Annotated in this window: 28 protein-coding genes and 1 tRNA gene; 18 read left to right on the forward strand and 11 right to left on the reverse strand. The window is 70.8% G+C overall.

Annotation, left to right across the window (positions count from 1 at the left end; genetic code table 11):
* Nucleotides 1-59: 59 nt before the first annotated feature.
* Genes J2W45_RS01840 through J2W45_RS01870 form a run of 7 tightly spaced genes read left to right on the forward strand, consistent with a single transcriptional unit; the run spans nt 60 to nt 6,075 of the window.
* The gene (locus tag J2W45_RS01840) at nt 60-1,127 is read left to right on the forward strand and encodes a response regulator (protein ID WP_310128536.1); all 1,068 of its coding nucleotides are present in this window, start codon (nt 60-62) and stop codon (nt 1,125-1,127) included.
* Nucleotides 1,128-1,137: 10 nt separating this feature from the next.
* Nucleotides 1,138-2,151: an ATP-grasp domain-containing protein gene (locus J2W45_RS01845; RefSeq protein ID WP_310128537.1), complete on the forward strand. Its 1,014-nt coding sequence runs from the start codon at nt 1,138-1,140 to the stop codon at nt 2,149-2,151.
* Nucleotides 2,148-2,921: a PHP domain-containing protein gene (locus J2W45_RS01850; protein WP_310128538.1), complete on the forward strand. Its 774-nt coding sequence runs from the start codon at nt 2,148-2,150 to the stop codon at nt 2,919-2,921. Before J2W45_RS01845 ends, J2W45_RS01850 begins: the two co-directional genes overlap by 4 nt.
* Entirely contained in the window at nt 2,918-3,076 is a 159-nt protein-coding gene (locus J2W45_RS01855) for a hypothetical protein (RefSeq protein ID WP_310128540.1), read from the forward strand. The genes J2W45_RS01850 and J2W45_RS01855 overlap by 4 nt, the downstream gene beginning before the upstream one ends.
* On the forward strand, nt 3,069-3,467 hold the full coding sequence (locus J2W45_RS01860) for a response regulator (protein ID WP_310128542.1): 399 nt from the start codon (nt 3,069-3,071) through the stop codon (nt 3,465-3,467). The genes J2W45_RS01855 and J2W45_RS01860 overlap by 8 nt, the downstream gene beginning before the upstream one ends.
* A complete protein-coding gene (locus J2W45_RS01865; RefSeq protein WP_310128544.1) occupies nt 3,464-5,242 on the forward strand; it encodes a sensor histidine kinase in 1,779 nt (592 codons plus the stop codon). Before J2W45_RS01860 ends, J2W45_RS01865 begins: the two co-directional genes overlap by 4 nt.
* On the forward strand, nt 5,239-6,075 hold the full coding sequence (locus J2W45_RS01870) for a carbon-nitrogen hydrolase family protein (protein ID WP_310128546.1): 837 nt from the start codon (nt 5,239-5,241) through the stop codon (nt 6,073-6,075). Before J2W45_RS01865 ends, J2W45_RS01870 begins: the two co-directional genes overlap by 4 nt.
* On the opposite strand, the gene J2W45_RS01875 is transcribed toward J2W45_RS01870, so the two are convergent.
* A complete protein-coding gene (locus J2W45_RS01875) occupies nt 6,062-7,261 on the reverse strand; it encodes a pyridoxal phosphate-dependent aminotransferase (RefSeq protein WP_310128548.1) in 1,200 nt (399 codons plus the stop codon). The two genes, J2W45_RS01870 and J2W45_RS01875, sit on opposite strands and share 14 nt — an antisense overlap.
* Nucleotides 7,262-7,406: 145 nt before the next feature.
* On the opposite strand from J2W45_RS01875, the gene J2W45_RS01880 reads away from it, so the two are divergent.
* From J2W45_RS01880 to J2W45_RS01895, 4 genes are all read left to right on the forward strand, one after another.
* Complete coding sequence (locus tag J2W45_RS01880; RefSeq protein ID WP_310128550.1) at nt 7,407-9,101, forward strand: S1C family serine protease; 1,695 nt, start codon at nt 7,407-7,409, stop codon at nt 9,099-9,101.
* A gap of 126 nt (nt 9,102-9,227) precedes the next feature.
* The gene (locus J2W45_RS01885) at nt 9,228-10,271 is read left to right on the forward strand and encodes a glycosyltransferase family 2 protein (protein WP_310128552.1); all 1,044 of its coding nucleotides are present in this window, start codon (nt 9,228-9,230) and stop codon (nt 10,269-10,271) included.
* Between the two features lie 2 nt (nt 10,272-10,273).
* The gene (locus J2W45_RS01890) at nt 10,274-11,092 is read left to right on the forward strand and encodes a CDP-alcohol phosphatidyltransferase family protein (protein ID WP_310128554.1); all 819 of its coding nucleotides are present in this window, start codon (nt 10,274-10,276) and stop codon (nt 11,090-11,092) included.
* Nucleotides 11,085-11,990, forward strand: a complete 906-nt coding sequence (locus J2W45_RS01895) for a glycosyltransferase family 2 protein (protein ID WP_310128555.1) — start codon at nt 11,085-11,087, stop codon at nt 11,988-11,990. Before J2W45_RS01890 ends, J2W45_RS01895 begins: the two co-directional genes overlap by 8 nt.
* Before the next feature lie 25 nt (nt 11,991-12,015).
* On the opposite strand, the gene J2W45_RS01900 is transcribed toward J2W45_RS01895, so the two are convergent.
* The 6 genes from J2W45_RS01900 to J2W45_RS01925 form a co-directional block, all read right to left on the reverse strand.
* Entirely contained in the window at nt 12,016-13,044 is a 1,029-nt protein-coding gene (locus J2W45_RS01900) for a hypothetical protein (protein WP_310128557.1), read from the reverse strand.
* 68 nt (nt 13,045-13,112) lie between these two features.
* Complete coding sequence (locus tag J2W45_RS01905) at nt 13,113-13,424, reverse strand: helix-turn-helix domain-containing protein (protein ID WP_310128559.1); 312 nt, start codon at nt 13,422-13,424, stop codon at nt 13,113-13,115.
* 187 nt (nt 13,425-13,611) lie between these two features.
* Nucleotides 13,612-13,929, reverse strand: a complete 318-nt coding sequence (locus J2W45_RS01910; protein WP_310128561.1) for a hypothetical protein — start codon at nt 13,927-13,929, stop codon at nt 13,612-13,614.
* Nucleotides 13,930-14,062: 133 nt separating this feature from the next.
* Entirely contained in the window at nt 14,063-14,797 is a 735-nt protein-coding gene (locus J2W45_RS01915; protein WP_310128563.1) for an ABC transporter ATP-binding protein, read from the reverse strand.
* Nucleotides 14,798-15,661 carry an ABC transporter permease gene (locus tag J2W45_RS01920; RefSeq protein WP_310134868.1) on the reverse strand — a complete coding sequence of 288 codons (864 nt, stop codon included), beginning with the start codon at nt 15,659-15,661 and terminating at the stop codon, nt 14,798-14,800.
* Between the two features lie 71 nt (nt 15,662-15,732).
* Nucleotides 15,733-16,425, reverse strand: coding sequence for a phosphocholine cytidylyltransferase family protein (locus J2W45_RS01925; protein ID WP_310128564.1), 693 nt, complete (start codon nt 16,423-16,425; stop codon nt 15,733-15,735).
* Between the two features lie 344 nt (nt 16,426-16,769).
* On the opposite strand from J2W45_RS01925, the gene J2W45_RS01930 reads away from it, so the two are divergent.
* The 3 genes from J2W45_RS01930 to J2W45_RS01940 all read left to right on the forward strand — a co-directional run bounded on the left by J2W45_RS01930 (nt 16,770) and on the right by J2W45_RS01940 (nt 19,654).
* Entirely contained in the window at nt 16,770-17,753 is a 984-nt protein-coding gene (locus J2W45_RS01930; RefSeq protein WP_310134870.1) for an ABC transporter ATP-binding protein, read from the forward strand.
* 11 nt (nt 17,754-17,764) lie between these two features.
* Nucleotides 17,765-19,306: a hypothetical protein gene (locus tag J2W45_RS01935; protein WP_310128566.1), complete on the forward strand. Its 1,542-nt coding sequence runs from the start codon at nt 17,765-17,767 to the stop codon at nt 19,304-19,306.
* Nucleotides 19,307-19,375: 69 nt separating this feature from the next.
* Nucleotides 19,376-19,654, forward strand: a complete 279-nt coding sequence (locus J2W45_RS01940) for a DUF3039 domain-containing protein (RefSeq protein WP_310128568.1) — start codon at nt 19,376-19,378, stop codon at nt 19,652-19,654.
* 27 nt (nt 19,655-19,681) lie between these two features.
* On the opposite strand, the gene J2W45_RS01945 is transcribed toward J2W45_RS01940, so the two are convergent.
* Nucleotides 19,682-21,001 (reverse strand): nicotinate phosphoribosyltransferase, encoded by a 1,320-nt coding sequence (locus J2W45_RS01945; RefSeq protein ID WP_310128569.1) that lies wholly within the window; start codon nt 20,999-21,001, stop codon nt 19,682-19,684.
* 67 nt (nt 21,002-21,068) lie between these two features.
* Between J2W45_RS01945 and murI the strand changes: the two genes are divergently transcribed.
* From murI to J2W45_RS01965, 4 genes are all read left to right on the forward strand, one after another.
* Nucleotides 21,069-21,887, forward strand: a complete 819-nt coding sequence (gene murI / locus J2W45_RS01950; protein ID WP_310128572.1) for a glutamate racemase — start codon at nt 21,069-21,071, stop codon at nt 21,885-21,887.
* A 31-nt stretch (nt 21,888-21,918) separates the two neighbouring features.
* Complete coding sequence (gene rph, locus J2W45_RS01955; protein WP_310128574.1) at nt 21,919-22,668, forward strand: ribonuclease PH; 750 nt, start codon at nt 21,919-21,921, stop codon at nt 22,666-22,668.
* On the forward strand, nt 22,665-23,279 hold the full coding sequence (rdgB, locus tag J2W45_RS01960; protein ID WP_310128576.1) for an RdgB/HAM1 family non-canonical purine NTP pyrophosphatase: 615 nt from the start codon (nt 22,665-22,667) through the stop codon (nt 23,277-23,279). The genes rph and rdgB overlap by 4 nt, the downstream gene beginning before the upstream one ends.
* A gap of 72 nt (nt 23,280-23,351) precedes the next feature.
* Nucleotides 23,352-24,254, forward strand: coding sequence for a cation diffusion facilitator family transporter (locus J2W45_RS01965; RefSeq protein ID WP_310128578.1), 903 nt, complete (start codon nt 23,352-23,354; stop codon nt 24,252-24,254).
* A 335-nt stretch (nt 24,255-24,589) separates the two neighbouring features.
* Here the strand turns inward: J2W45_RS01965 and J2W45_RS01970 are convergent, their stop codons facing one another.
* From J2W45_RS01970 to J2W45_RS01980, 3 genes are all read right to left on the reverse strand, one after another.
* Nucleotides 24,590-25,369 (reverse strand): DedA family protein, encoded by a 780-nt coding sequence (locus tag J2W45_RS01970; RefSeq protein WP_310128580.1) that lies wholly within the window; start codon nt 25,367-25,369, stop codon nt 24,590-24,592.
* Between the two features lie 123 nt (nt 25,370-25,492).
* Nucleotides 25,493-25,572: transfer RNA gene (locus tag J2W45_RS01975), tRNA-Leu, on the reverse strand.
* A gap of 15 nt (nt 25,573-25,587) precedes the next feature.
* Nucleotides 25,588-26,625, reverse strand: a complete 1,038-nt coding sequence (locus tag J2W45_RS01980) for an LLM class flavin-dependent oxidoreductase (protein WP_310128582.1) — start codon at nt 26,623-26,625, stop codon at nt 25,588-25,590.
* Nucleotides 26,626-26,639: the final 14 nt, after the last annotated feature.

A 26,639-nucleotide genomic window follows, 5' to 3' on the forward strand; every position in this document is an offset into this window, starting at 1 on the left:
GCGCGTCCCGTCGTGTGGACCGGTCGTCCTACTAGAGTCGTTCCGAGATAGGGGATGCGATGGCGAGTGCCGTGACGAAGTTCCGGGTGGTGGTGGTCGAGGACGACCCGGATGTGGCCTTCTTCATGAAGACCGTGCTGGAGAAGAGGGCGGACGCCGTGGCGATCGCGGTCACCGACCCGTCGGTCGCGCTGGACCGCATCGCGGAGTTCGAGCCCGACCTCGTCATCACGGACATAGAGATGCCGGGCATCTCGGGCCTCGACCTGCTCAAGGAGCTCCGCAGCCAGTACCCGGGGATGCCGGTGGTCGTCATGACCGCGCACGTCTCCGTCGACTACGCCGTGTCGGCGCTACGTGCCCAGGCCGACGAGTTCCTGACGAAGCCCGTCGCGTCCGCCGAGCTCGTCGCGATCGTGAACCGCCTGGCCGCCGAGGGCCGGGTCAAGCGGGCCGCGTCGCGCCAGCAGGTGGTGCTCGCGATCGGCGCGCACCCGGACGACGTCGAGATCGGCGTCGGCGGCATCCTCGCCGCCCACCGCGATGCGGGCAACCAGGTGGTCATCCTGACGCTGTCACGGGGCGCCCGGGGCGGCGACGCCGACAACCGTCAGCACGAGTCGCTCGCGTCCGCCGAGCTGCTCGGCGCCCGGCTGTTCCTCGAAGACCTCGAGGACACGCAGATCTCCGCCGCCGACCCGACCGTCGGCATCATCGAGCGCGTGGTGGCCGAGGTGCAGCCCGACATCGTCTACACGCACTCGTCGCACGACCGCCACCAGGACCACCGCGCAGTCCACGCCGCGACCAACGTGGCCACCCGCACGGTGCGCACGGTCTGCTGCTACCAGAGCCCGTCCGCCACCATCGACTTCCGGCCGACCCGGTTCGTGCCGATCGACGGCTTCACCGACACCAAGCTGCGGCTCATCGACTGCTTCCGGTCGCAGACGGAGCTGCGGGCCTACCTGGAACCGGACTTCGTGCTCGCGACCGCCCGCTACTGGTCGCGTTTCGGCGGCGGCAAGAACTGCGAACCGCTGGAGGTGATGCGCGACACCGCGGACATCTCCATCCCCGCCTCGACGCTCTCCGCCGAGGCCCGCTACCCCGGAACCCGACAGTAGAGGACCGCGAATGACCGACTCCACACGAACCCGCGTCCTGGTCACGGGCGCCGGCGGCCCCGCGGGCGTCGCCGTCATCCGGTCCCTCCTGGCGCGGGACGATGTGGACGTGTTCGCGGCCGACATGGACGGCTGGGCGAGCGGACTGTACCTGGTCCCCGCCGAGCAGCGCCGCATCGTGCCGCCCGGACGCTCCGACGGGTTCGTGGATGCGCTCATCGCCATGAGCCGCGAGGACCGCATCGACGTGCTGTTCTCGACCGTGGACGTCGAACTGTCCGGCCTCGCCGCCCGCCGCGACGAACTCAAGGCCGTCGGGACGGAGCTGGCGGCCCCGTCGCACGACACGCTCGTCACCTGCCTCGACAAGTTCGCGCTCGTGCAGCGCGTCGCCGGGAAGGCGCGCGTGCCGGAGACACGGCTGCTGAACAGCGACGGCGTGGCGGCCGACTGGACCTTCCCGGTCATCATCAAGCCGCGGTCCGGCGCCGGCTCGCGCGGCGTCCGCCTGATCGCGGACCGCGAAGCGCTCGAGGCGATCGGCACCGACGAGAGCATCATCATCCAGGAGAACCTGCCGGGCGAGGAGTTCTCGGTGGATGTGCTCGCGAGCCTCGACGGCGACGTCATCGCAGCCGTGCCGCGCTCGCGCGAGCGCGTCGATTCGGGCGTCTCGATCGCCGGCCGCACCGTCCGCCGCCCCGAGCTCTCCGACACCGCTGCGGCCGTAGCCCGTGCCATCGGGCTCACCGGCGTGGCCAACGTCCAGCTGCGCTACAGCGCCGACGGCGTTCCCGCCCTGCTCGAGGTGAACCCCCGCTTCCCGGGTGCCATGCCGCTCACCATCGCGTCGGGCGTCGACATGCCGTCGCTGCTGCTCGACCTGGTGCTGGGGCGCCCGGTTCCGTCTGCCGTCGACTTCGAGGAGCTGGCGAACGTCCGGTTCCTCGAGGATGTGTTCCTGCGACCGGCCGACGTGCTGGTCTCCGAGAACGCCGCACACGCGGAGGGCTTCGAGGAGTGAGCGTCACCGAAGCCGAGCGGCTCCCCGCCCTGCTCCGCGGCGACTTCCACGTGCACTCCACGTTCTCCGACGACGCCCGCAGCACGCTCGCCGAGAACATCGCCGCCGCCTCTGCCGCCGGTCTGCGCACGGTTCGCTTGACGGATCACGTGCGCGCATCCACCACGTGGGTGCCGGAGTTCGTCGCGGCGGTGGCGGCCGAGAGCGTCCCGGACGGCCTGACGGTCGTCACCGGTGTCGAGGCGAAGCTGCTCGACGCCTCCGGCGCCGTCGACACACCCGCCGACCTGGTCGTCGGCCCCGGGGGAGTCGACGCCGTCGTCATCGGCGACCACCAGTTCCCGGGGACGGACGGCCCGTGGTCGCCCACCGCGACGCGCGAGCGGCTGGACGCCGGCCTGTCCGACGACGACGCCCTCGACCTGCTGATCGAGGCGAGCATCCGGGCGATGGAGCGGACGCGGCACGCGCAGCTGGCGCACTGGTTCTCGATCCTGCCGAAGGTCGGCCTGGACGAGGCGCAGCTGGGGCCCGAGCGCCTGCTCGCCTGGGCCGAGGCCGCAGCGGCGACCGCGACGATCGTCGAGGTCAACGAGAAGTGGGCCTGCCCGGGCCCGGCGGCGATCGCCGCTCTGCTGGACGCGGGTGCGCGTATCGTTGCGTCCACCGACAGCCATGTCGCAAGCGATGTGGGGCGCTACTCGCGCGTCCCGCAGCTGCTCGATGCCGCCGCGGCATCCAGCCGCGCCGAACGGGAGGGAGGGCGATGAGCCCCGTCGAGCCACCGGCCGAGCTGCGCGAGCGCATCCAGGACGAACTGGAGCGCAACCGCCGCTGGGAGTACCGGCTGCCGCTGTACGGCGCCATCGCGCTGCTGGTCTGCGCCGCCATCGTCGTCGTGCGGGTGGTGTTCCTGCATGTCTGACGAGGGACGCCTGAGGCGGGTCGTCATCGCCGATGACGACGACGACATCCGGGGCCTGATGACCATCGCCGCCAAGCGCGCGGGCGTCGAGATCGTGGCCGCCGTCGACAACGGCCGCGCGGCCCTCGACGCCGTGCGCGGCGGGGATGTCGACCTCGCGGTGCTCGACATCTCCATGCCCGGCCTGAACGGCGTGGAGGTGGCCGAAGCGATCCGCGCGGACGACCTGACCCGCTCGACGCTGATCCTCATGGTCTCCGCCTCGGTGCAGCTGCTCACCGACCACGGCGTCGTCGCCGACCGCTCGGACAGCTTCATCGTGAAGCCGTTCAGCCCGCGTGTCCTGTCCACCCGCATCCGCGAGATGCTCGAGCTGGGGGAGCCCGCATGACCCTCGACCGGTGGCTCAGCCGCATCCCGATCGACTCGCCGTCGGCGTTCATGAAGCAGGTGCCGACGATCATCGGCTTCGCCATCGCCGCGGTGATCGCCGCCGTGCCGAACGGTGTGCCCGTCACCAACGGTCCGCTGTTCATCGCCGGGATCGCGCTGGTGGCCGTCGCCACCGTCCTCGCGCTGGTCGTGCCGTGGGGGCGCCTGCATCCGGAGTGGGCGGTCGTCATCCCCGTCCTGTCGCTCTTCGCGGTCGGGCTGCTGCGGCTCGGAACCGGTTCGGCGGCGTCGCCGTTCGCCGTGCTGACCCTGCTGCCCTTCGTGTGGATCGCCACGGAAGCGGGGCGGATCAACATCCTGATCGCGGCGCTCGGCACCTTCGTCGTGCTCATCGCCCCGATCGTGGTCGACGGTGTGGGTCACACCGCCGGCGATGTCGTCCGGGCCTTCTTCTCGCCCGTGATCTACCTCATCGTCGCCATCGTCATCAACGAGATCGCCCACCGGATGCGCATCCAGCTCGCCGCTGCCCGGGAGGCGAGCGAGCAGCAGCAGCAGCTGCTGGCGCAGGCGGTGCAGGCGCAGGACGAGCTGGTGCTGAACGAGGCCCGGCTCAAGACAGCGAACCGCCTGATCCAGAGCATCTGGAACGCGGTGACCGAGCAGTCCGTGATCGGCACCGATCTCGACGGCCTCATCGACGTGTGGAACCCGGGCGCGGAGAAGATGTTCGGGATTACAGAGAAGGAGGTGCTCGACGCGAAGCACCGCATCGTGGACTTCCACCTCGACTCCGAGCTCTCCGACCGGCTGCAGGACATGGATGCGCGCTTCACGACCGTCGCGAGCACCGACGAGTTCTCGGCGCTGGTCGACACCGTGCGCGCCGGCTCCGCCGACGTGCGCGACTGGACGTACGTGCGACCGGACGGCAAGCGCGTCTCGGTGCAGGTCGCGGCGACGCCGCGCCTCGACGAGAACGGGCATCGGGTCGGCTTCATCTTCGTGGCGACCGACATGACGCAGGCGCGGGAGTTCGCCCGGCTGAAGGACGAGTTCGTCGGCCTGATCTCGCACGAGCTGCGCACGCCGCTCAGCTCGATCCTCGGCTACCTGGAGCTGATGCGCGACGACGAGGAGTCGCCGCTCTCGGAGGAGCAGCAGCAGTACCTGAGCGTCGCCGAGCGCAACGCGCACCGCCTGCTGCGGCTGGTGGGCGACCTGCTCTTCACGGCTCAGGTCGAGTCCGGCCGCTTCCCGCTCGACCTGAAGGACGTGGAGCTCGGCGGCGTCGTCTCCGCATCGGTGGAGTCGGCGCGTCCCGTCGCCGCAAACTCGGGAGTGACCCTCGTGGGCGACGTCCCCGAGTCGCCGGTCGAACTCCGGGCGGACCCTCTCCGGCTCGGGCAGGCCGTCGACAACCTCATCTCCAACGCCGTCAAGTTCACGCCGTCCGGCGGCACGGTCACGGTCTCGCTGCGCTGCGAAGGCGAGCAGGCGGTGATCGCCGTCACCGACACGGGGATCGGCATCCCGGCTGTCGAGCTGAGCCAGCTGTCGCAGCGGTTCTTCCGCGCGTCCACCGCGACGCGCAACGCCGTTCCCGGCGTCGGGCTGGGTCTCAGCATCACGAAGGCCATCGTCACCGCGCACGGCGGCCGCCTCGACATCGCGAGCGAGGAGGGCGTCGGCACCTCGATCAGCATCGTGCTCCCCGTGGAGACGCCCCGGCCGGTCGTCGATGCGATCCCGCGCGCGGAGGTGGCGCCGTGACGGACCGTCCGGCAGAACTGACCGTGGACGACCGATCCATCGCCGTTGCGGTGGCCCAGTTCGCGCCGGGCGAGGACCGCGTGCACAACCGCGATGTCGTCGCGGGGCTGGTGGCGGTGGCCGTGTCCCGGGGCGCCCGCCTGGTCGTCCTGCCCGAGTACTCCTCCTACTTCACCGACCCGCTCGGTCCGTCGTTCGCCCGGAACGCGGAGCCGCTGGATGGCGACTTCGTCCGCGGCCTCACCGCGACGGCGCGCGAACAGGGCGTCTTCATCGTCGCCGGACTGGTGGAGCGGACGGACGTGCACCACAAGTTCTCGAACACCCTCGTCGCGGTCGACCCGGGCGGCGACGTGGTCGCGACCTACCGCAAGCAGCACCTCTACGACGCCTTCGGGGCGCAGGAGTCCGACTGGGTCGTGCCCGGCGACCTGGATGAGCCGCAGACGTTCGAGGTGGACGGCATCACGGTCGGCCTCCAGACCTGCTACGACCTGCGGTTCCCCGAGGTCACCCGGCGCCTCGCGGACGCCGGCGCCGATCTCGTCGCTGTCCCTGCCGAGTGGGTGCGCGGGCCGCTCAAGGAGCACCACTGGAACACCCTGCTGGCCGCCCGCGCGATCGAGAACACGCTCTACGTGGCCGCCGCCGACCATCCGCCGTCGATCGGCGTCGGTGCGAGCGCCGTTGTGGACCCGATGGGTGTCACGCTCGCCGGCCTCGGCGAGACGACCGGGGTGGCCGTCGCCGAGGTGTCGTCCGCGCGCATCCGCGAGGTGCGCGAGCGCAACCCGGCTCTGCAGCTCCGGCGGTACCGCGTCAGCCCGCTGTGATCGCGGCGAGCCGCCTCGCCGCCTCCTCCAGCACCTCGATCCGCTTGCAGAAGGCGAAGCGGACGAGGGATGCGGTGCGCCCGGCGTAGTCGTCGCGCGCGAACGCCGACAGCGGCACGGCGACGACCCCGGCGAGCTCGGGCAGCTCGCGGCAGAGCCGGACCGCATCCGGATAGCCCAGCGGTGCCGCGTCGGCGACGACGAAGTACGTGCCGTCGGAGGGGAACACCCCGAACCCGGCGGCGCGCAGCCCGTCGGAGAGCACGTCCCGCTTGTGCGCGAGCGTGTCCGCGATCCCTGTGAAGAACGAGTCGGGCAGCCGGAGGCCGGCCGCGATGGCGGGCTGGAACGGTGCACCGTTGACGTAGGTGAGGAACTGCTTCACGGCGAGCACCGCCGTCACGAGCTCCGTGGGAGCGGTCAGCCAGCCGATCTTCCAGCCGGTCGTGCTGAACGTCTTGCCGCCGGACGAGATCGCCACGGTACGGTTGCGGGCTCCGGGCAGCGACTCGATCGGGATGTGCTCCGGAACGAAGGAGAGGTGCTCGTAGACCGAGTCGGTGACGATGATCGCGTCGTGACGCTCCGCCAGCTCCACGACGAGGGAGAGCGTCTCCCGGTCGAGGACGGCGCCGGTGGGGTTGTGCGGCGTGTTCACGAGGATGACGCGCGTGCGGTCCGTCACCGTCGCGCGGAGCCGGTCCAGGTCGGGCCGGAAGGCGGGCGGTTCGAGCGGAACGGTGCGGTGGATGCCACCCGCGAGCGCGATGACCGCACCGTACTCGTCGTAGTACGGCTCGAAGGTGACGACCTCGTCGCCGGGTTCGAGCAGGGCGAGCAGCGTGGCGGCGATGGCCTCGGTCGCCCCGGCGGTGATCAGGACCTCGCGATCGGGGTCGACCTCCAGCCCGTAGAACCGGCGCTGGTGCTCGGCCACGGCCAGCCGCAGGTCCGGGATGCCGGGCCCCGGCGGGTACTGGTTGTGCCCGTCGCGGATCGCTGCGACCGCCGCCTCCAGCACCTCGGCCGGTCCGTCCTCGTCGGGGAAGCCCTGGCCCAGGTTGATAGCGCCGGTGCGGGTGGCCAGCGCGCTCATCTCCGCGAAGATCGTCGGGCGCACCGTCCCGTCCGCGCCGAGGAGTCCCGCGCCGCCTGCGGCTCGCCGCCACGCTCCAGGAATCGTCATGGGACAACGCTACGGCCTTACTCGCATCGAACCCATCGGATACGTTGTGGAGAGTCATCGACATGCAGAAGGTCGCCCACAGCATCGGCAAATAGAACGCTCAGGTTGGCATCCCAAGCTGTCTGTGCTTGGAAGGAGCAACACCATGACCGACACCCCGAACACCCCGGAGCCCGCGAAGCCCGAGCACGACGCCGACACCGCAGCGGTCGTGGACGCTTCCACCGGTTCCGAGCACACCCCGGCCGCGCCGACTCCGGCCGCCGAGACCCCCGCCGCCCCGCAGCCCACCGCCGAGCAGCCGGCCGCCGGATGGACCGCCCCGGCCGCCGAGGGCGCCGCACCGCAGCCCGCCGCCCAGCAGCCTGCCGCCGAGCAGCCGACGGCGCAGCAGCCGACGGTCCCGGTGCAGCCCGCCGCCCACCAGACGCAGCCCACCCAGCCCGTCCCGCCGCAGCCGTATGGCCAGCCCTACGGCCAGCAGCAGCCGCACTACGGCAACGGCGCCTTCGGCCAGCCCGCCGGCTACGGCCAGCCCTACGCTCCGAACGCCCACCAGCAGCCGTACGCGACCGCACCCGGCGCCCCGGGTGCCCCGACCGCGACAGCTCCGAAGCCGGCCAAGCGCGGCAACACCGGCCTGATCATCGCGACGCTCGCGATCGGCGCCCTGATCGGCGGCGTCGCCGGCGCAGGCGCCGGCGTCGGCATCTTCGCCGCGACCGATGGCGGCAACGCGACCATCAAGACCGTCTCCGGTCCGCAGAACATCACCGTCAACGACGCGAACGACGCCAGCACCGTCACGGCCGTCGCCGCGAAGGCGTCGCCGAGCGTCGTCACCATCTCGGTGACCGCGTCCAGCTCCGGCGGAACCGGTTCCGGCGTCGTCCTCAGCTCCGACGGCTACGTGCTCACCAACACGCACGTCGTGACCCTCGACGGCCAGGCGTCCAACGTGAGCATCACCGTGACCGACAACGACGGCAAGATCTACACCGCCAAGCTGATCGGCACCGACCCGACCACCGACCTCGCCGTCATCAAGCTGGACAACGCGTCCGGCATGACCCCGATCACCTGGGGCGACTCGAGCAAGTTGAACGTCGGCAGCACCACCGTCGCCATCGGTGCACCGCTCGGTCTCTCCGGCACGGTCACCGACGGCATCGTGAGCGCGCTGAACCGCAGCATCAGCATCGCCTCCTCGGCGGCCCCGAAGGACGACTCGAACAGCGGCGGCAACAGCCAGAACCCGTTCAACTTCGACTTCCCCGACCAGGGCGGCTCCGGCTCGCAGCAGCAGCAGTCCGGCGCGCAGGGCACGATCTCGCTGCCGGTCATCCAGACCGACGCGTCGATCAACCCCGGCAACTCGGGCGGCGCCCTGCTCAACAGCAAGGGCGAGCTGATCGGCGTCAACGTCGCGATCGCGAGCGCCGGCGGCTCGAGCTCCGAGGGATCCCAGTCGGGCAGCATCGGCGTCGGCTTCGCCATCCCGTCCGACCTGGCCAAGCGGATCTCCGGCGAGATCATCAAGAACGGCTCCGCAACGCACGGCCTCCTGGGCGCGTCGGTGGCCGACGCGAGCAGCGACAGCAAGGCGACCACGGTCGGCGCGCTGATCAAGAGCGTCACCGGCGGCGGCGCCGCGGCGAACGCGGGGCTCAAGGCGGGCGACGTGGTCGTCAACCTCGACGACACCCCGATCACCGACGCCACCGACCTCACCGCGCAGGTGCGCGCACAGGCGGCGGGCGCGAAGGTCGACGTCACGTACATCCGCGACGGTCAGACCAAGACCGCTTCGGTCACCCTGGGGTCGCTTCCGGCCGAGTGACGCATCCCGCCACCCGGAAGGCCGTCCCGCGATGCGCGGGGCGGCCTTCCGCCGTCAGGGCGTCCCCGGTTTCGTGCAGGGCCCGGCTGATAGGCTCGACGCCGACCCGCTACACCGAAGGATCAGATGCCGGACCACACCGTGAACACCCTTCCGGGTGTCTCGTACGTGATGCCCGTGCTCAACGAGGTCACCCACGTGCGGGCGGCCGTCGACAGCCTGCTGGCGCAGGACTACACGGGCCCCTTCGAGGTGACCATCGCCCTCGGCCCGAGCATGGACGGCACCACCGAGCTGGTCGAGGAACTGGCGGCCGTCGACGGCCGCATCCGCGTCGTCGACAACGCCATCGGGTCCACGCCCGCCGGGCTGAACCTGGCGATCCGCGAGTCGCGGTACCCGATCGTGATCCGCGTCGACGCGCACAGCGTCCTCCCGCCCGACTACGCCCGCATCGCGGTGGAGACCATCCTCGAGACCGGCGCCGACAACGTCGGTGGCCTGATGGATGCGCAGGGCACGACCGACTTCGAGCGCGCCGTCGCGCGCGCCTACGGCAGCCGCGTCGGCCTCGGCGGAACCAAGCTGCACGTCGGCGGCGAAGCCGGCCCGGCGGAGACGGTGTACCTCGGAGTGTTCCGCCGCGATCGCCTGATCGAGGTTGGCCTGTTCGACGAGGAGATCAAGCGCGGGCAGGACTGGGAGCTCAACCGCCGGCTCCGCACCTCGGGCGGCACGGTCTGGTTCACCCCGCGGCTCAAGGTCACGTACCGTCCGCGTCCCAACCTCTACCGCCTCGCCCGGCAGTTCTTCTCGACCGGCATCTGGCGCGGCGAGCTGGCCCGGCGGTTCCCCGCCTCCAACGGCCTCCGCTACTTCGCGCCGCCGGTGATGGTGCTCGGCGTCGCGATCGGCACGCTGCTGGGCCTCGGCGGGATCGTGCAGGCGATCCTCGGCGCCGCGCCGTGGCTGCTGTGGGGCTTCGCGATCCCGGCGCTCTACATCGTCATCGTCATCGTCTCGGCGGTGCTGTGGGGGCGCAAGGACGGCTTTCGCCCGTTCCTGTGGTTTCTCGTAGTCTTGCCGTGCATCCACTTCAGCTGGGGGGTCGGGTTCATCCTCGGATACCTGTCGCTCACCCGCAACATCACAGCCCACACCGGAAGGTAGGCATGACCGCACCCGGACCTTCGGCGCACGGCGCCCGTCCCACGTCGATCGCCGAGCTGCGCGCGGTGGCGCAGCCGCCCGAGGTCCGTGGGCGCCGCAACGCCGAGCACTGGACCGCGTCGCTGTACCTCCGCAACCTGTCGCCGTACCTCACCTGGGTGCTGCTCAAGACGTCGATCTCGGCCAACGGCGTCACCGGGCTGATGATCCTGACGGGATGGGCGACCGCCGCCTCCCTTCTCATCCCGGGCATCGGGGGCGCCGCTCTCGCGCTCGTCCTCGGCCAGCTGCAGATGCTCGTCGACTGCTGCGACGGCGAGGTCGCGCGGTGGCGCGGCACTTCGTCGCCCGCGGGCATCTTCCTGGACAACGTCGGCCACTACTCGACCGAGACGCTGATCGCCATCGCGCTCGGCATCCGGGCGGCCGGCTACCCGTTCGAGGCGCCGCAGGACTTCCTCTGGACCAATCTGGGCACGCTGCTCGCCCTCGTCATCGTGCTGAACAAGGCGCTCAACGACATGGTCCGCGTGGCCCGCGCGAACGCCGGCCTGCCGAAGCTGGCCGACACCCAGTCGGAGTACGCGCCGACCCACGGCCTGGTCGCGACACTGCGTCGTGCCGCGCGGTTCCTGCCGTTCCACCGGCTGTACCACTCGGTCGAGCTGACCATCCTGATCTTCGTGTTCTCGATCGTCGGGCTGTTCATCGGTGCGACCTTCGCCGACCGCATCCTGCTGGTGGCGCTGGTTCCGCTGTCGATCCTGGCGCTGATCGGGCACTTCGTGACGATCATGGCTTCGCGGCGGGTCCGTGGCTGAGCAGCGGGCGTCCTCCGGCGAGCAGCCGCGGGTGGCCGTCGTGGTGCTCACGCAGGGCACCCGCCCGGTCGAGCTGCGCCGGGGGCTCGAGTCGGTGCTCGCCCAGCAGGGGGTCGAGACGGACATCGTGGTCGTCGGCAACGGCTGGGACCCGACGACAGCGGATCCCGCCCTCCCCGAGGGCGTGCGCGCGCTGGCGCTGCCGGAGAACGTCGGCATCCCGGCTGGCCGCAACGCGGGAGTCCCGCTGGTGACCGGCGAGTGGCTGTTCTTCCTCGACGACGACGCGGACATCCCGTCGGCGACGTTCCTCGCGGACGCCATCGCTCTGCTGCGGCGCGACCCCTCGATCGGGATGCTGCAGCCGCGGCTGCGCGTGCCCGACGGGACGGCCCCGCCGCGGCGCTGGATCCCGCGCATCCGCAAGGGCGATCCGGCCCGGTCGAGCAACGTGTTCGCCGTGCTGGAGGCGGCGATCGTGCTCCCGCGCGACGTCTTCGAGCGCGCGGGCGGATGGGCGGCCCCGTTCTTCTACGCGCACGAGGGCATCGACCTCGCCTGGAAGGTCTGGGACCAGGGCAAGCGTGTCTGGTACGCCGGGGACCTGGTGGCCGAGCATCCGTCGGTCTCTCCGACCCGGCACTCGTATTACTACCGGCTCAACGCCCGCAACCGCGTCTGGCTGGCGCGCCGCAACCTGCCGGCCGTGCTCGTCCCGCTGTACGTGGGGTCGTGGACCGGCATCCAGCTGCTCCGCTGGTTCCGCAAGCCCGCCGTGCTGCGCGCGTGGTTCGGCGGCTGGGCGGAGGGCTGGCGCACCGACCCGGGGGAGCGGCGTCCGCTGCGCTGGCGCACGGTCGCGCGCATGACGGCTGCGGGCCGACCACCCATCGTCTGACGTCCGGAGCCCGGAACGTCTTCGCTCAGCCGGCGACGCGGGCCCGATCGTCTCCGTCGTCGTCGCCGGACCCGGCATTCGTGCCCGGTCGTTCGACAGGCGGTTCGAGCGCCAGGGGCTCGTCCGGTGCGTCCAGGGCCGGCTCCTCATCCGTCGGACGTCTGCGCGGCAGGGCGCCGCGCAACGCCTTTCCGAGGCGCGCCGCACGCTCGCCGGTCGCCCGGCCCATCCGGGCGGCGCCCTCGCCGGTGGCGCGGGTGACCCGGACCGCGCGGTCGCCGGTGGCCGAGCCGAGACGGCGCACCGCGCCCGGTCCCTCGATGGGAGCGAGCGCGGCGGGGATCACCAGCGGCGCCGGCCCGAAGGCGAGCCGGGCGTTCTGCACCACGCGGCGTCCGAGGATGTTGTTCCCGGTGCCGCCGATGACCGCGCCGATACCGAACGGGATCGCGCGGGCCACGATGCTGGCGCCGCCGCGGATCGCGAACTGCCGGATGAACGCGCTCTTCAGCCGGTCGACGAGCGGTCCGACCACCATGCTCGGGAGGCTGGACGTCACGAGCTCACCCCAGTAGGCGGTGCGCGTGACGCCTCCGCCGAACTGGCCGGCGAGCTGGCGGACGAGGTCGGAGCCTTCGCGCCCCAGCATCATCGTCAGCACGAGCGCCCGGGCACGCTCGGGATCGTCGACCGCGATCCCGTGCAGCTCGCTCATCGACTGGGCGTACAGCGCCGTGGCCTCCAGGAACCCCGCCGTCTCGAGCCCGGAGAGCGCCAGGGTGACACCGGTCCCGATCGCGGGGATCACGGCCGTCGCGCCGACGGCGGCGCCGCCGCTCGTGACCGCCGCCAGGTAGCGGCGTTCCAGGATGCGCGCGAGCTCGTCCGCGGACGCCTGCGGGTTGCGGCGGCGGATGCTGCGCAGGTGTGCGAGCACCACCGGCCGCTGGATGCCGAGGAACCGGTCCAGGGTCGTGTTGAGTGCGCGCGGCGTATCGCCGCCTCGCTGCGGGCCGCCCGTGACGGAGATGATCGGTTTCTGCTTGGCTGCCATCTCGGTAGAGTGTAGGCCGCCCAGCCGGAAGCGCCATCCATGTCGTGCCGGCGACCGGGCTGCCGGGATCAGCGACCGCGAGTGCGCCGACGGGAGCGCTCGTCGAGGTACTCGTGCGCCGACAGCACCCCGAGGTCGTCGGGAACCGAGTCGCGCGTGATGTCCTGAGTGAGCGTCGCCACGTCGGTGCCGAGGGCGACGGCGATGCGCAGCATGGTCAGGAGGCTGGGATTCGCGCGCCCGCGCTCGATCTTGCCGAAGTTCGTGACGTGCATGCCGGCGAGACCGGCGATGGCTTCCTGGCTGAGCCCGAGACCGATGCGGGCCTGGCGGATGCGTTCGCCGAGCAGTGCGGCGGCGGGTGCGACGGAGTGGTGCATGATGCATCCACTACAGAGCCAAGTGCGCGCCGACTCCAGAGCGCCTGCACCCGAATGCGCGGACCTCACGATTCGGTGTCCGGAAATGACGTCGATGCATGCGTTTTCTGCGCGCCCCGAGGTGTCCCGACGGGACGTGTCGGGACACCGCACTGGCGCACGCGCCGCCGGAGGCGGTGCGCCCGCCTCAGAGGCTGATCTGCCAGAGGTACTCGCGGCCGTCCGGTGGGAACCACCGCACGACCAGCACGGTGTCGCGCGACGGGTGCGGACCGGTCACGCTGGCCCGGACCGACCCGCCCGGTGGAACGGTGGCGGGGATGCTCACCCGCAGCCGGGACTCGCCGGCGATGCTCACGGTGACGCCGCGCAGGGTCTCGCGGCCGGTGTTCACGATCCGGTAGTGCGGTGCGGTTGTGCGGTCGACGCTCCACGGGACGGGGTAGGCGAGACGGCGGGGACGGACGGCGGGGGAGGGGGCGCGGAGGAGCCGGAGAGGATTCATGGCTCGAAAGTAACGACCCCCTCCGACGCTCGAGGCCCGGAATCGGGCACGAATGCCCCTTCTGGGGAGAACTCGCCGAACTATTTTCTGTGGACGATTTCTCGTCGCGTCACCGGCCGCAGAACGGGTGGGGTCAGGTGCCGTAGTCGGCGTTGTACAGAGCGAGGACCTCGTCGATCGGACCGTCGAGAACGAGGGCGCCCTTGTCGAGGTACAGCCCGCGCTCGCAGAAGCGTCGCAGGTCCTTCTCGTTGTGCGAGACGAAGAACAGGGTCCGGCCTCCGGCCAGCAGCTCCTCGATGCGGCGGTAGCACTTCTCGCGGAACCCGCGGTCGCCGACCGCGAGCACCTCGTCCACCAGCAACACGGGCTCCTCGAGCTGCGCGATGACGGAGAAGGCGATGCGCACCTTCATCCCGCTCGAGAGGTGCTTGTAGGGGGTGTCGACGAAGTCCTCGATCTCGGCGAAGCCGATGATCTCGTCGAAGCGCTCGTCGATCTGCGACCGCGACATCCCGTGCAGTCCCGCCGTCAGATACACGTTGTCGCGCACGGTGAGGTCGTCGACGAAACCGCCGGTGATCTCGATCAGCGGCGCGACGCCGTCCGTCACGCGCACCGTGCCCTCATCGGGCAGCATGACGCCGGCGACGAGCTTCAGCAGCGTCGACTTTCCCTGGCCGTTGCGGCCGACGACGCCGATGGCCTCACCGGGCTGGACATGGAAGCTGACGTTGCGGAGCGCCCAGAAGTCGTCGGGACGCGCGCGCCGCTGCTTCGACGAGAAGAGGTCCTTGAATGTGCGCCGGGCGCCCCGGTTGCGGCGGAACCGGACGCCGAGGCGGTCGACCGCGATGACGGGTGCCACTCAGATCTCCTTCAGGATGTCGCGCTCGAAGCGCTTGAACACGCCCCAGCCGATCGCCAGCAGCACGAGCGACATCGCCGCGCTGACCCCGACGAGGAACCAGTCCAGCTCCTCGGGGAAGAATGCGGCGCGATACAGGCTGAAGATGCCGGTCAGCGGGTTGAACGCCGACCAGAAGTGCAGCGAGAAGAGCACGTCGGTCTGCGCTCCGGGATGCGTGGCGAGGTACGCGGCGCAGTGCTTGGCCGCCACGCCCGCGCCGCAGCCGCCGGGCAGGTCGCGCGCGCTGTAGATGATCGGGGACGCGTAGAAGAGGAAGCGCAGCGCGAGCTTCACCGCGCGCTCCAGGTCGCGGTAGAAGACCACGAGGGGCGCGACGATGAGGCCGACGCCGACGGTGAGCACCGTCTGGATGAGGATGGCCAGCGGGAACAGCAGCGCCTCGACGTTCAGCCGCGCTCCGGTGAAGATCGCGAAGACGGCGAGCACCGGCAGCGACAGCAGGAACTCGATCCCCTTGGAGGCGGCGATCCGGTTCACCCAGATCGTGCGCGGGATCATCGTCGAGCGGATGAGCTTCGCCTCGCGGATGAAGGCACGCGTGCTGTCCGAGACCGCCCCGTTGAACCACATCCACGGCAGCAGGGCCGCCAGCAGGAAGACGATGTACGGGTTCTCACCGACCGTGCGGTGGAAGATCACCGTGAAGACGAACCAGTAGATCAGGCTCATCACCAGCGGGTCGAGGATTGACCACAGATATCCGAGGGCGCTGGTGGAGTAGCGGACGCTGAGGTCCCGCTTGGTCAGCAGCCAGAGGGAGTGCCGGTAGCGCGTGAAGCGCGAGCGCTGCGCAGGGCGCACTTCAGTCGGGGTACTGGTCACGAGAACCCATCGTATTGATCGAAGCTGCGTGAGGGCTCACGCAGCGTCGACTACACGAAAAGATTCGCGCGCTCCAGGTCCTCCTGGAAGTCGACCTCGACGGCGTACAGGTCGGAGATGTCGACCGGCTCGGCCAGCAGGTGGTCCTGCTCGATCGCGAGCTCGATGCCGCGCTCGAAGTAGTCCTGGTCGCCGACGCGCTGCAGCTGACGCAGCAGCGTGGCCTTGTCGGCCGACGAGATGTAGTTGATGCCGACCGCCTCGCCGAGACCGTTCTTGACGGTCTTGGACAGCTCCTGGATGTAGCCCTCGGGACCGGTCGTGTACTTGACCTCCTCGTCGGCGACGGAGGAGGTGTTGACCGTGACGAAGGTCTGGTCGCGGGCCACCATGGCCGCGCCGCGCACGAGGACGGCCGGGTCGAAGACTACGTCGCCGTTCATCCAGAGCACGCCGCCGGGGCCGGACGCCTGGAGGGCGCGCATGAGGCTCTTGGAGGTGTTGGTCTGGTCGTACTGCTCGTTGTAGACGAACTGGGCGTCGGGGAACGCCTCGATGATGTGCTCCAGCTTGTAGCCGACGACGATGGTCACCTGCACGTCTTTGCCGAAGGCGGCGTGGATGTTGTCGAACTGCTGCTGCATGATCGTGCGGCCGTCGCTCAGCTCGGTCAGCGGCTTGGGAAGGCTCCGTCCGAGCCGGCTTCCCATGCCGGCCGCCAGAATCACTACCTGGGTCGTCACAATCATCTCCTTGGGTCTGCGGGCCCGGGAATGGTTCACCCAGGATTAATCCGCGTGTGGGGCGATCGACACGCGTCGTACCGATTTCCCCCGAATGCTGCCCCAGACTACCGGGGGCCCCTGTCGGGGGGCAGGGGTTGACGGATGTCGTTGTTGTGTCGTTATGTTCCTCACAGGACATTCGGAGGCGCCGCCGCGCGCCGCGGATGACGCCGGGGGGTTCGCGCCGATCCAGGTCTTGGTACGTTAGCGGGGTGAGTTCCGAGCACGCCCGTCCCCAGATCACCGAGCCCGCCGAGGATCGGGAGCAGGGAGCGGAGCCGGACCCGCAGAGGGGGGAGACCATGGCGGAGGCTGCCGAGCCGACGGCCGCGCAGATCGAGGCGGAGGCGGCGCCGCCGCCGCGCCCTGCGCAGAAGCGAGCGCCCGCGAAGACGGCTGCGGCCGCCGCGGGCACCAGTACTCGCGCGCCGCGCAAGCGGACGACGACGGCCAAGCCGCGGCAGACCACGCGGGCCACTTCCGAGCCCCGGGCGACCGAAGCGCCGGCTCCCGTGGTCGACACCCGCCCGACCGTGCTGTCGCTGGGCGGCCTGCACAAGCGCTACGGCGACACGGTCGCGGTCGACGGAGTGAGCCTGGAGATCAAGGAAGGCTCCTTCTACGGGATCGTCGGCCCCAACGGCGCCGGAAAGACCACGACGCTGTCGATCGTCACGGGCCTGCTCCGACCGGACGCGGGCCGCGTGATCGTGCACGGCGTCGACGTGTGGGCCGAGCCGGTGCGCGCCAAGCACATCATCGGCGTTCTCCCGGACAAGCTGCGGCTCTTCGACCGCCTCACCGGCGCGCAGTTCCTGCGGTACGCCGGCACGCTGCGCGGCCTGAGCGCGAAGACGGTTCGCGCGCGCACCGCCGACCTCGCCGCCGCCTTCGGCATCGAGGACGCCCTCGACCGCCTCGTGGCCGACTACTCCGCCGGCATGACGAAGAAGATCGCGCTCGCCGCGGCCATGATCCACTCGCCGCGCCTGCTGGTGCTCGACGAGCCGTTCGAGTCGGTCGACCCGGTCTCCGCCGCGAACATCATCGACATCCTGCAGCGCTACACCGCCGCGGGCGGCACGGTCGTCGTGTCCAGCCACGGCATGGACATGATCCAGCGCGTCTGCGACAGCGTCGCGATCATCGTGCGCGGACAGGTTCTCGCCTCCGGCACGATCGACGAGGTGCGCGGCGAGCAGACGCTCGAGGAGCGGTTCGTGGAGCTGGCCGGCGGCCGGAAGGCAGCGGAAGGCATGGAGTGGTTGCACAGTTTCTCGGACTGAAGCTCCGGATCATGGGCAACGCCTTCCGGCGCTCGCCCTGGCAGGTGTTCGGCCTGGTCATCGGGCTGCTCTACGGAGGCTTCATCACGGTCATCGTGGTGGGCTCGCTCGTCGCCGCCCGGGTGGTGGACGACGCGTCCGCGACGCACAGCGTGATCGTCGTCATCGGGTCGGTCGTCGTCGCCGGCTTCGCGCTGCTCCCTCTGCTCTTCGGTGTCGACGACACGCTCGATCCGCGGGAGTTCTCGCTGTTCGGCATCCCGAACCGGACGCTCGCGACCGGACTCCTGCTCGCGGGCCTGATCGGCATCCCGTCGCTCGTGCTCATCGTGTGCAGTGCGGCGACCGTCGTGACCTGGTCGCAGAATCCCGGGACCGTCCTGGTCGCCCTCGTCTCCGCGGTCGTGGTCGTGCTGACCTGCGTGCTGGCCTCCCGGGTGACGACCGCCATCGCTCACTCGCTCCTGAACACCCGCCGGTCGCGTGAAGCGGGCGGGGTCATCGGCATCCTGCTGCTCGTGCTCATCGCCCCCGTTCTGCTGCTCCTGGTGACCGTCGACTGGGGCCGTGACGGCCTCGGCGCCCTCGGCGGCTTCGCCCGCTGGCTGGCGTGGACGCCGCTCGGCGCCGCCTGGTCGGCGCCCGGCGCCGCGGCGCAGGGGGCCTGGGGCACCGCGATGCTGCAGCTGCTCATCGCGCTGGCGACCCTCGCCCTGCTCTGGCTGGCGTGGACGGCCCTGGTCGCCCGCGTCGTCGCCTCGCCGGAACGCGAGGCCCGGTCGAAGGCGTACCACGGCCTCGGCTGGTTCGACCGCCTGCCGGGCGGGCCGACCGCCGCGATCGCCGCGCGCTCGATGACCTACTGGGGCCGGGATGCGCGCTACTGGGTGTCGATCGTGCTCATCCCGGTGATCCCCGTCCTGGTGATCGTCGCCCTCGCCGTCGCCGGGCTGCCGTCGCACTTCGTGGCGCTGGTACCGCTGCCGCTGGTCTGCCTGTTCCTCGGGTGGAGCATCCACAACGATCTCGCGTTCGACAGCACCGCGATCTGGCTGCACCTCGTCTCCGGCACGCGGGGCATCTCGGACCGCGCGGGCCGCATGTTCCCGCCCGTGGTCGTCGGCATCCCGGTGCTCATCGTCGGGTCGATCGCCACCACGATCGTCTTCGGCGACTGGGCCGTGCTGCCCGCCGTCGCAGCTCTCAGCGGCGCGATCCTGGTGATCGGCCTCGGGCTCTCCAGCATCTCGTCGGCGCTGTTCCCCTATCCCGCGACGAAGCCGGGGGACAGCGCGTTCACGCAGCCGCAGACCTCCGGCGCCTCCGCCGCGGTGGTCCAGTCGCTGAGCTTCTTCGCCATCCTGATCCTCGCCTCGCCGGTGCTGGTGTTCCTCGTGCTGGGGCTGACGGTGAACCCTTTCTGGCTCGGCATCGCCCCTGTGGTCGCGGTGCTGATCGGGTTCGGGACGCTGTTCTTCGGGCTGTGGCTCGGCGGCCGCGTGTTCGACCGCCGCGGGCCGGAGCTCATGGCGTTCGCCAACCGCAACGACTGAGGCGGGTCCGCAGGGTTTCGGGTCCCGTCACCCCGGAGCGTTCGGACCTCGGGCGTCTACACTGGAGACATGAACGAAGCCAGCATCTCCGATCCCTTCGGCGAGCCCGGCGGCGGCGGTGCGACCACGCTCGATCGCGAGCTCGAGGAACTCCTGCAGAACCAGGAGCCGGGCGATCACGAGCGCTTCTCGCACTACGTGAAGAAGGAGCAGATCCTGGAGTCCGCGATGACCGGCAAGCCGGTCAAGGCGCTCTGCGGCAAGATGTGGACGCCGAACCGCGACCCCGAGAAGTTCCCGGTCTGCCCGACCTGCCGCGAGATCTACGAGGGCCTGCAGGGCGACTGAGCGCCGATCGCGGGCGGCCCCCGCTCGTCACTCGAAGATCGTCGGCAACACCGGGTCGCCGCGGCCCAGGCGGAACGCCTCATCCGGGAGCTCGCTCATGGCGAGTTCGCGGTGCTCGCGGGCGCGGCGCGTCCCCTCGACGCCGAGGTGCTCCAGATGCACCTCGCCGCGGGTGATCAGCGGCACGAGCAGGTCGCGACCGGTGTCGTCCGGGATGTCGCCCTTCTCGACGATGTGCACGACCTCCGCCACGGCGGTGCCGGCGGCGTCGTGGCGGCGCACCGGATGCTTCCTGCCCCCGACGCTCGCCTTGCCGTCCGACTTCTTCGCCACCGGGATCCACTCGCCCGAGCTGCCGTGACTGCGGTGCGCCACCAGCTTGTAGACCATGCCGGACGCCGGATTGCCCGAGCCGGTCACGACCGACGTCCCCACACCGTAGGAGTCGACGGGGGAGGCCGCGAGGGCCGCGATCGTGTACTCGTCGAGGTCGTTGGTGACGGTGATGCGCGTCTTCGTCGCCCCCAGGGAGTCGAGCTGCTCGCGCACCTGCTTCACCAGCTTCGGCAGGTCGCCCGAGTCGAGCCGCACGGCGCCGAGCTCGGGGCCGGCCACGCGCACGGCGGTCTCGATGGCCTTGGCGACGTCGAAGGTGTCGACCAGCAGCGTCGTGCCCGGGCCCAGCGCATCCACCTGCGCCCGGAACGCGGCCTCTTCGGAGTCGTGGAGCAGCGTGAAGGCGTGCGCGGCGGTGCCCATGGTGGGCACGCCCCAGGTGCGTCCGGCCTCGAGGTTGGAGGTGGCGGAGAACCCGGCGATGAAGGCGGCGCGCGCAGCAGCCACCGCGGAGCGCTCGTTCGCGCGGCGTGAGCCCATCTCGGCCAGCGGGCGCCCGCCCGCGGCCGCGACCATGCGCGCGGCCGCCGAGGCGACGGCGGAGTCGTAGTTGAACACGCTGAGCAGCAGGGTCTCGAGGATGACGCCCTCGGCGAAGGGCGCATCCACGATGAAGAACGGGGAGCCCGGGAAGAACAGCTCGCCCTCGCGGTACCCGCGGATGGTGCCCGAGAAGCGGTAGTCGGCCAGCCAGTCGATGGTCTCGTCCCGCACGATCCGGTTGTCCCGCAGGAACTGCAGCTCGGCATCCCCGAAGCGGAACTGGTCGATCAGCTCCAGCAGCCGCCCGGTTCCGGCGAGCACGCCGTAGCGGCGCCCAGCCGGCAAGCGGCGGGTGAACGCCTCGAACACGCACTCGCGATCGTGCGTGCCGGCGAGGAGGGCGGCGTCGAGCATCGTCAGCTCGTAGCGGTCGGTGAGGAAGGCGGAGGACGTCGGTCTCTCGGTCACGCCGCCCAGCCTACTCACGACCGCCGCAGCGGAGGCGGCGAGCGGACGGCGGGTAGGCTGGACTGCTGTGACGGATGCGCCGATTGGGATCTTCGACTCGGGTGTGGGCGGGTTGACCGTCGCCCGCGCCATCCGCGATCAGCTCCCCAACGAGTCGCTGCTCTACGTCGGCGACACGGCGCACTCGCCCTACGGGCCGAAGTCCATCGCGGACGTGCGCCGCTACTCGCTCGAGGTCATGGACTTCCTGGTCGAGCAGGGCGTCAAGCTCCTGGTGATCGCCTGCAACACCGCCTCGTCGGCCATGCTCCGGGATGCGCGCGAGCGCTACGACGTGCCCGTCATCGAGGTCATCCAGCCCGCCGTCCGCCGCGCCGTCGCCGCGACCCGCACCGGCCGCGTCGGCGTGATCGGCACGGTCGGCACCATCGCCTCCCGTGCCTACGAGGACGCCTTCGCGGCAGCACCGACGCTGCAGCTCTTCACGCAGGCGTGCCCCCGGTTCGTCGAGTTCGTGGAGGCCGGCATCACCTCCGGCGAGGAGGTGCTGCGCGTGACCGCCGAGTACCTGCGCCCGCTGCGCGACGCGGACGTCGACACGCTCGTGCTCGGCTGCACCCACTACCCGTTCCTGAAGGGCGCCATCTCCTACGTCATGGGCGAGGGCGTCTCGCTGGTCTCCAGCGACACGGAGACCGCGAAGGACGTCTACCGCACGCTCGTGGGCCAGGGACTCGAGCGGCGCTCGCCGCTGCCCCCCACCATCCGGTACGAGGCCACCGGCTCCGACGCCGACACCTTCCTGCGCCTGGCGCACCGCTTCATCGGCCCCGAGGTCTCGCGGGTCGACCTGGTGCAGACCGGCGTCATCGACCTGCCCCTGTAGAGCAACCGTCCCCCGATCCGAGGAGATCCCCGTGACCGACATCACCCGCGCCGACGGGCGCACCCCCGACCAGCTCCGGCCGGTCACCATCGAGCGGGGCTGGAGCCGTCAGGCCGAGGGCTCCGCGCTGATCTCGTTCGGCAACACGCGGGTGCTGTGCACGGCATCCTTCACGAACGGCGTCCCGCGCTGGATGGCCGGAAAGGGCCGCGGCTGGGTCACCGCCGAGTACGCCATGCTTCCCCGGTCGACCAACGAGCGGATGGACCGCGAGTCCGTGAAGGGACGCGTCGGCGGCCGCACGCACGAGATCAGCCGACTGGTCGGCCGGAGCCTCCGCGCCGTCGTCGACATGAAGGCGCTGGGCGAGAACACGATCGTGCTCGACTGCGACGTGCTGCAGGCCGACGGCGGGACGCGCACCGCCGCGATCACCGGCGCCTACGTGGCGCTCGCCGAGGCCCTGGAGTGGGGTCGCGAGCACCGCTTCATCGGTCAGAAGGCGACGCCGCTCATCGACTCCGTCTCGGCCGTCTCGGTCGGCATCATCGACGGCACGCCGATGCTCGACCTCGCCTACGTGGAGGACGTGCGCGCCGAGACCGACATGAACGTCGTCGTCACCGGCCGCGGGCTGTTCGTGGAGGTGCAGGGCACCGCCGAGGGCGCGCCCTTCGACCGTCGTGAACTCAACGACCTGCTCGACCTCGCCCTCGCCGGGACCACCGAGCTCGCGGGCATCCAGTCGGCCGCACTGACGCCGGCCGTCGCGGAGGCGTGACCGCCGTGCGCGTGGTCCTCGCCACCCACAACGCTCACAAGGCCCGCGAGTTCCAGGGGATCCTCGGCAGCGAGCTGCCGGGGCTCGAGATCGTCGCCTACGACGGGCCCGTCCCGGTCGAGGACGGCACGAGCTTCGAGGAGAACGCGCTGATCAAGGCGCGCGCGGCGGCCGAGCACACCGGCCTGCCGGCGCTCGCCGACGACTCCGGCATCTGCGTGGATGTCATGGGCGGCGCGCCCGGCATCTTCTCCGCCATCTGGTCCGGCACGCACGGCGACGCGGCCGCCAACCTGCGGCTGCTGCTCGACCAGCTCGCCGACATCCCGGACACCGCCCGAGCCGCGCACTTCACGGCGACGCTCGCTCTGGTGGTGCCCGGCGAAGAGCCGACCATCGTCCAGGGCATCTGGCCGGGACGCATCGCGCGGGAGCCCCGCGGCGACGGGGGACACGGCTACGACCCGATCTTCGTGCCGGACGGCCACGACGTGACGGCGGCGGAGCTCGCTCCCGAGCAGAAGAACGCGGAGAGCCACCGGGCGCGGGCGTTCGCGGCCATCGTGCCCGCGCTGCGCGAGCTCTCGGCGGCCGAGCACGCCGGCAGCTGAGAACGCCACTCATTCCCATCTAGTCGCCGCCCCTGGCGGACACCGCGAGTTCTATCTACCGTAGAAGTCGAGATGAGTCACGACCACGGCCACACCGCCAACCGAAACCGCCTCCTGATCGCCATCGGGATCGTGGCGGCGGTGCTCGTCGTCGAGGTCTTCGGAGCCTGGCTGAGCGGTTCGCTCGCTCTGCTCGCCGACGCCGGGCACATGCTCAGCGACCTGGCCGGACTGGTCATCGCGCTCATGGCGACCATCGTCGCGGCGCGCCCGGCGACCGACCGCCAGACGTTCGGATACCGCCGCGCCGAGGTGTTCGGCGCGCTCATCAACGGGCTCATCCTCGTCGTGGTGGCGGTCGCGGTGACGATCGGCGCCATCGGCCGGCTGGTCGGCGGTGAGACGGAGGTGCACAGCATCCCGATGCTGATCGTCGCCGTCATCGGCCTGGTCGCGAACCTCGGCGCGCTGCTGCTGCTCCGGCCGGCGGCCGGCCGGTCGATCAACATGCGCGGCGCCTACCTCGAGGTGCTGGGCGACCTGATCGGGTCCGCGCTCGTCATCGTGGCGGCGGTCGTCATCCTGACCACCGGTTTCGCCCCGGCCGACGCGATCGCGTCACTGCTCATCGCCGTGATGATCGTGCCGCGCGCGTTCTCGCTGCTGCGGGATGTGGTGCGCGTGCTCAGCGAGGCCGCCCCGGCCGACACCGACGTCGCGGAGATCCGGGACCACATCCTGGGCACGCCGGGCGTGGTCGCCGTCCACGACGTGCACGTCTGGGCGATCACCTCCGGGGCGCCGGTGTTCAGCGCCCACGTGGTGTGCGAGCAGTCGGTGTTCCGCTCCGGCCGCACCGGCGCGCTGCTCGACGAGCTGTCCGGCTGCCTCTCGAAGCACTTCGACGTCGAGCACTCCACGTTCCAGCTCGAACCGGCCGAGCACGCCGCCCACGAGGACGAGTTCCACCGCTGACCCGCGTCGGGCTCTGGTCCGTCAGTCCGCCGAGGTGCACCTTGTTGCGCCCGACACGCCGTGCGCCTGCGCAACTACGTGCACCTCAGCGAATGAGACGGCGCCGACCTACGGTCGGAGATCTGTGCGCGAAGGTCGGAGATCCGACGGCTTCGCCGCGCAATCTCCGTCGCCCGAGCGTTGCGTCGGAGATTCGGGACCCGTTCTCCGACGTTAAGCCAAGGGTCAGCTCGGTGAGGTGCACCCTGTTGTGGGCGACACGCCGTGCCGCGGCGCAACAACGTGCACCTCAGCGAGAGGGGACGGGCGCTCCGCGACGGGAGGGACGCGGACGCTTACGCCTCGGGGTGGGTGGGCGCCGGCTGCGCGGGCTGCGCCGCGCGCGGGGCGGGGGCCGCGTCGCCGGCGGCAGGCTGGGTCGGCTGCGCGCCCGGCTGCGCCGCAGCGGCCTGCGCCTCCGCGGCCTTGCGCTTGGCCTTGCGGGAGGACTGGAAGTAGTGGATCAGCGTGGGCACCAGGGTGATCAGCACGGCGCCGATCAGGATGACGTCGATGTAGCTGGAGACGAAGTCCGCGACCGGCGGGATGTAGCCGATCAGGTAGCCGAAGTACGTCACGCCGGCGCCCCAGAGCAGCGCGCCGAGGGCGTTGTAGAGCGAGTACTTGCGGTAGCTCATGTGACCCACGCCGGCAGCGACGGGTGCGAAGGTGCGGACGATGGGCACGAACCGGGCGACGATGATCGCGAGCGCTCCGAAGCGTTCGAAGAACGCGTTGGTCCGGCGGACGTTCTCCATCGAGAACAGCCCGGACTCCTTGCGTTCGAACACCTTCGGCCCGGCCTTGTGGCCGATCAGATAGCCGACCTCACCGCCGATGAAGGCCGCGAACGCGATGGCCAGGGCCACCCACCAGATGTCGAGCCCGAAGACGTGCGAGGTGTGCGTGAGCAGGCCGGAGATGATCAGCAGTGTGTCGCCGGGGAACAGGAAGCCGATCAGCAGGCCGGTCTCGGCGAACACGATGCCGCACACGACCAGGAGCGCCCACGGCCCGGCGGAGTCGATGATCGTGTGGGGGTCGAGCCACGGGATGAGGCCGGCGTGATGGATCACTGTTCTCCAGGAGGGATCGGTGGGAAAGCTGTGGCCGAGTTTAGCGGCGGCTGGTGGCCGGAAGCTGCACGAAGCGTGCGAATTCGGCGCCGCGGGGAAAGATCATCCCGTGGTCGTACGAGGTGCGGGAGAAGGGACTCGAACCCTCACGCCGAAGCACAGGAACCTAAATCCTGCGTGTCTGCCAGTTTCACCACTCCCGCGGTCGCTGTGCGCGGCTACGACATTAGCTCATGGACGCGCGGCGCGACCTCCGTGCCGTACAGCTCGATCGAGCGCATCAGGTCAGAATGCGGCAGCGTCCCGTTGCCCATCTTGATGTCGACGCGCGAGGCGCCGAGGCCGCGGGCGGCGTACACGATCTTCTGCGCGACGGTCTCCGGCGAGCCGACGACGAGCGCGCCGTCCGGCCCCGCCTCGTGCTCGAACCGGGCACGGGAGGCGGGCGGCCAGCCGCGCTCGCGGCCGATCCGGTTCGTCATCACCTCGTAGTGCGGCCACAGCGTGTCCTTCGCCTCCTCGTCGGTCTCGGCGACGAAACCGGGGGAGTGGATGCCGATGGGCAGCGTCGTGTCCTGGCCGAACTGCTCCAGCGCGTTGCGGTAGAGCTCGGCGAGCGGCTGGAAGCGCATGGGGCCGCCGCCGATGATCGCCAGCATCAGCGGGAGCCCGTAGTGCGCGGCGCGGACGACCGACTCCGGGCTGCCGCCGACGCCGATCCACGTCTTCAGCGGCGCGTTCTCGACGTGCGGGTAGACCGACTGCTCGGTGAGCGGTGCGCGCAGCTGCCCGGTCCAGGTGACCGGCTCCTGCGCGCGCAGAGCGGCGAACAGTCCCAGCTTCTCCTCGAACAGCTCCTCGTACTGGGTGAGGTCGAGGCCGAAGAGGGGGAAGGACTCGATGAACGACCCGCGCCCGAGGATGACCTCGGCGCGGCCTCCCGAGACGCCGTCGAGAGTGGCGAAGCGCTGGAAGACGCGCACCGGGTCGTCCGAGCTCAGCACGGTTACGGCCGAGCCGAGGTGGATGCGCTCGGTGCGGCCGGCGATGGCGGCCAGCACGACCTCGGGCGCGGAGACGGCGAAGTCGGCGCGGTGGTGCTCGCCGACGCCGAAGAAGTCGAGGCCGACGCGGTCGGCCAGCACGCCCTCCTCGACGACGTTGCGCAGCACCTGTGCCTGCGGCAGCGGGGTGCCGTCGGCGTCCAGCGTCACGTCCCCGAAGGTGTCGATCCCGAGTTCCAGTCGTGCGGCCATGTCATCCTCGTCTC

The organism is Leifsonia shinshuensis (genome assembly GCF_031456835.1).
GTDB lineage: Bacteria > Actinomycetota > Actinomycetes > Actinomycetales > Microbacteriaceae > Leifsonia > Leifsonia shinshuensis_C.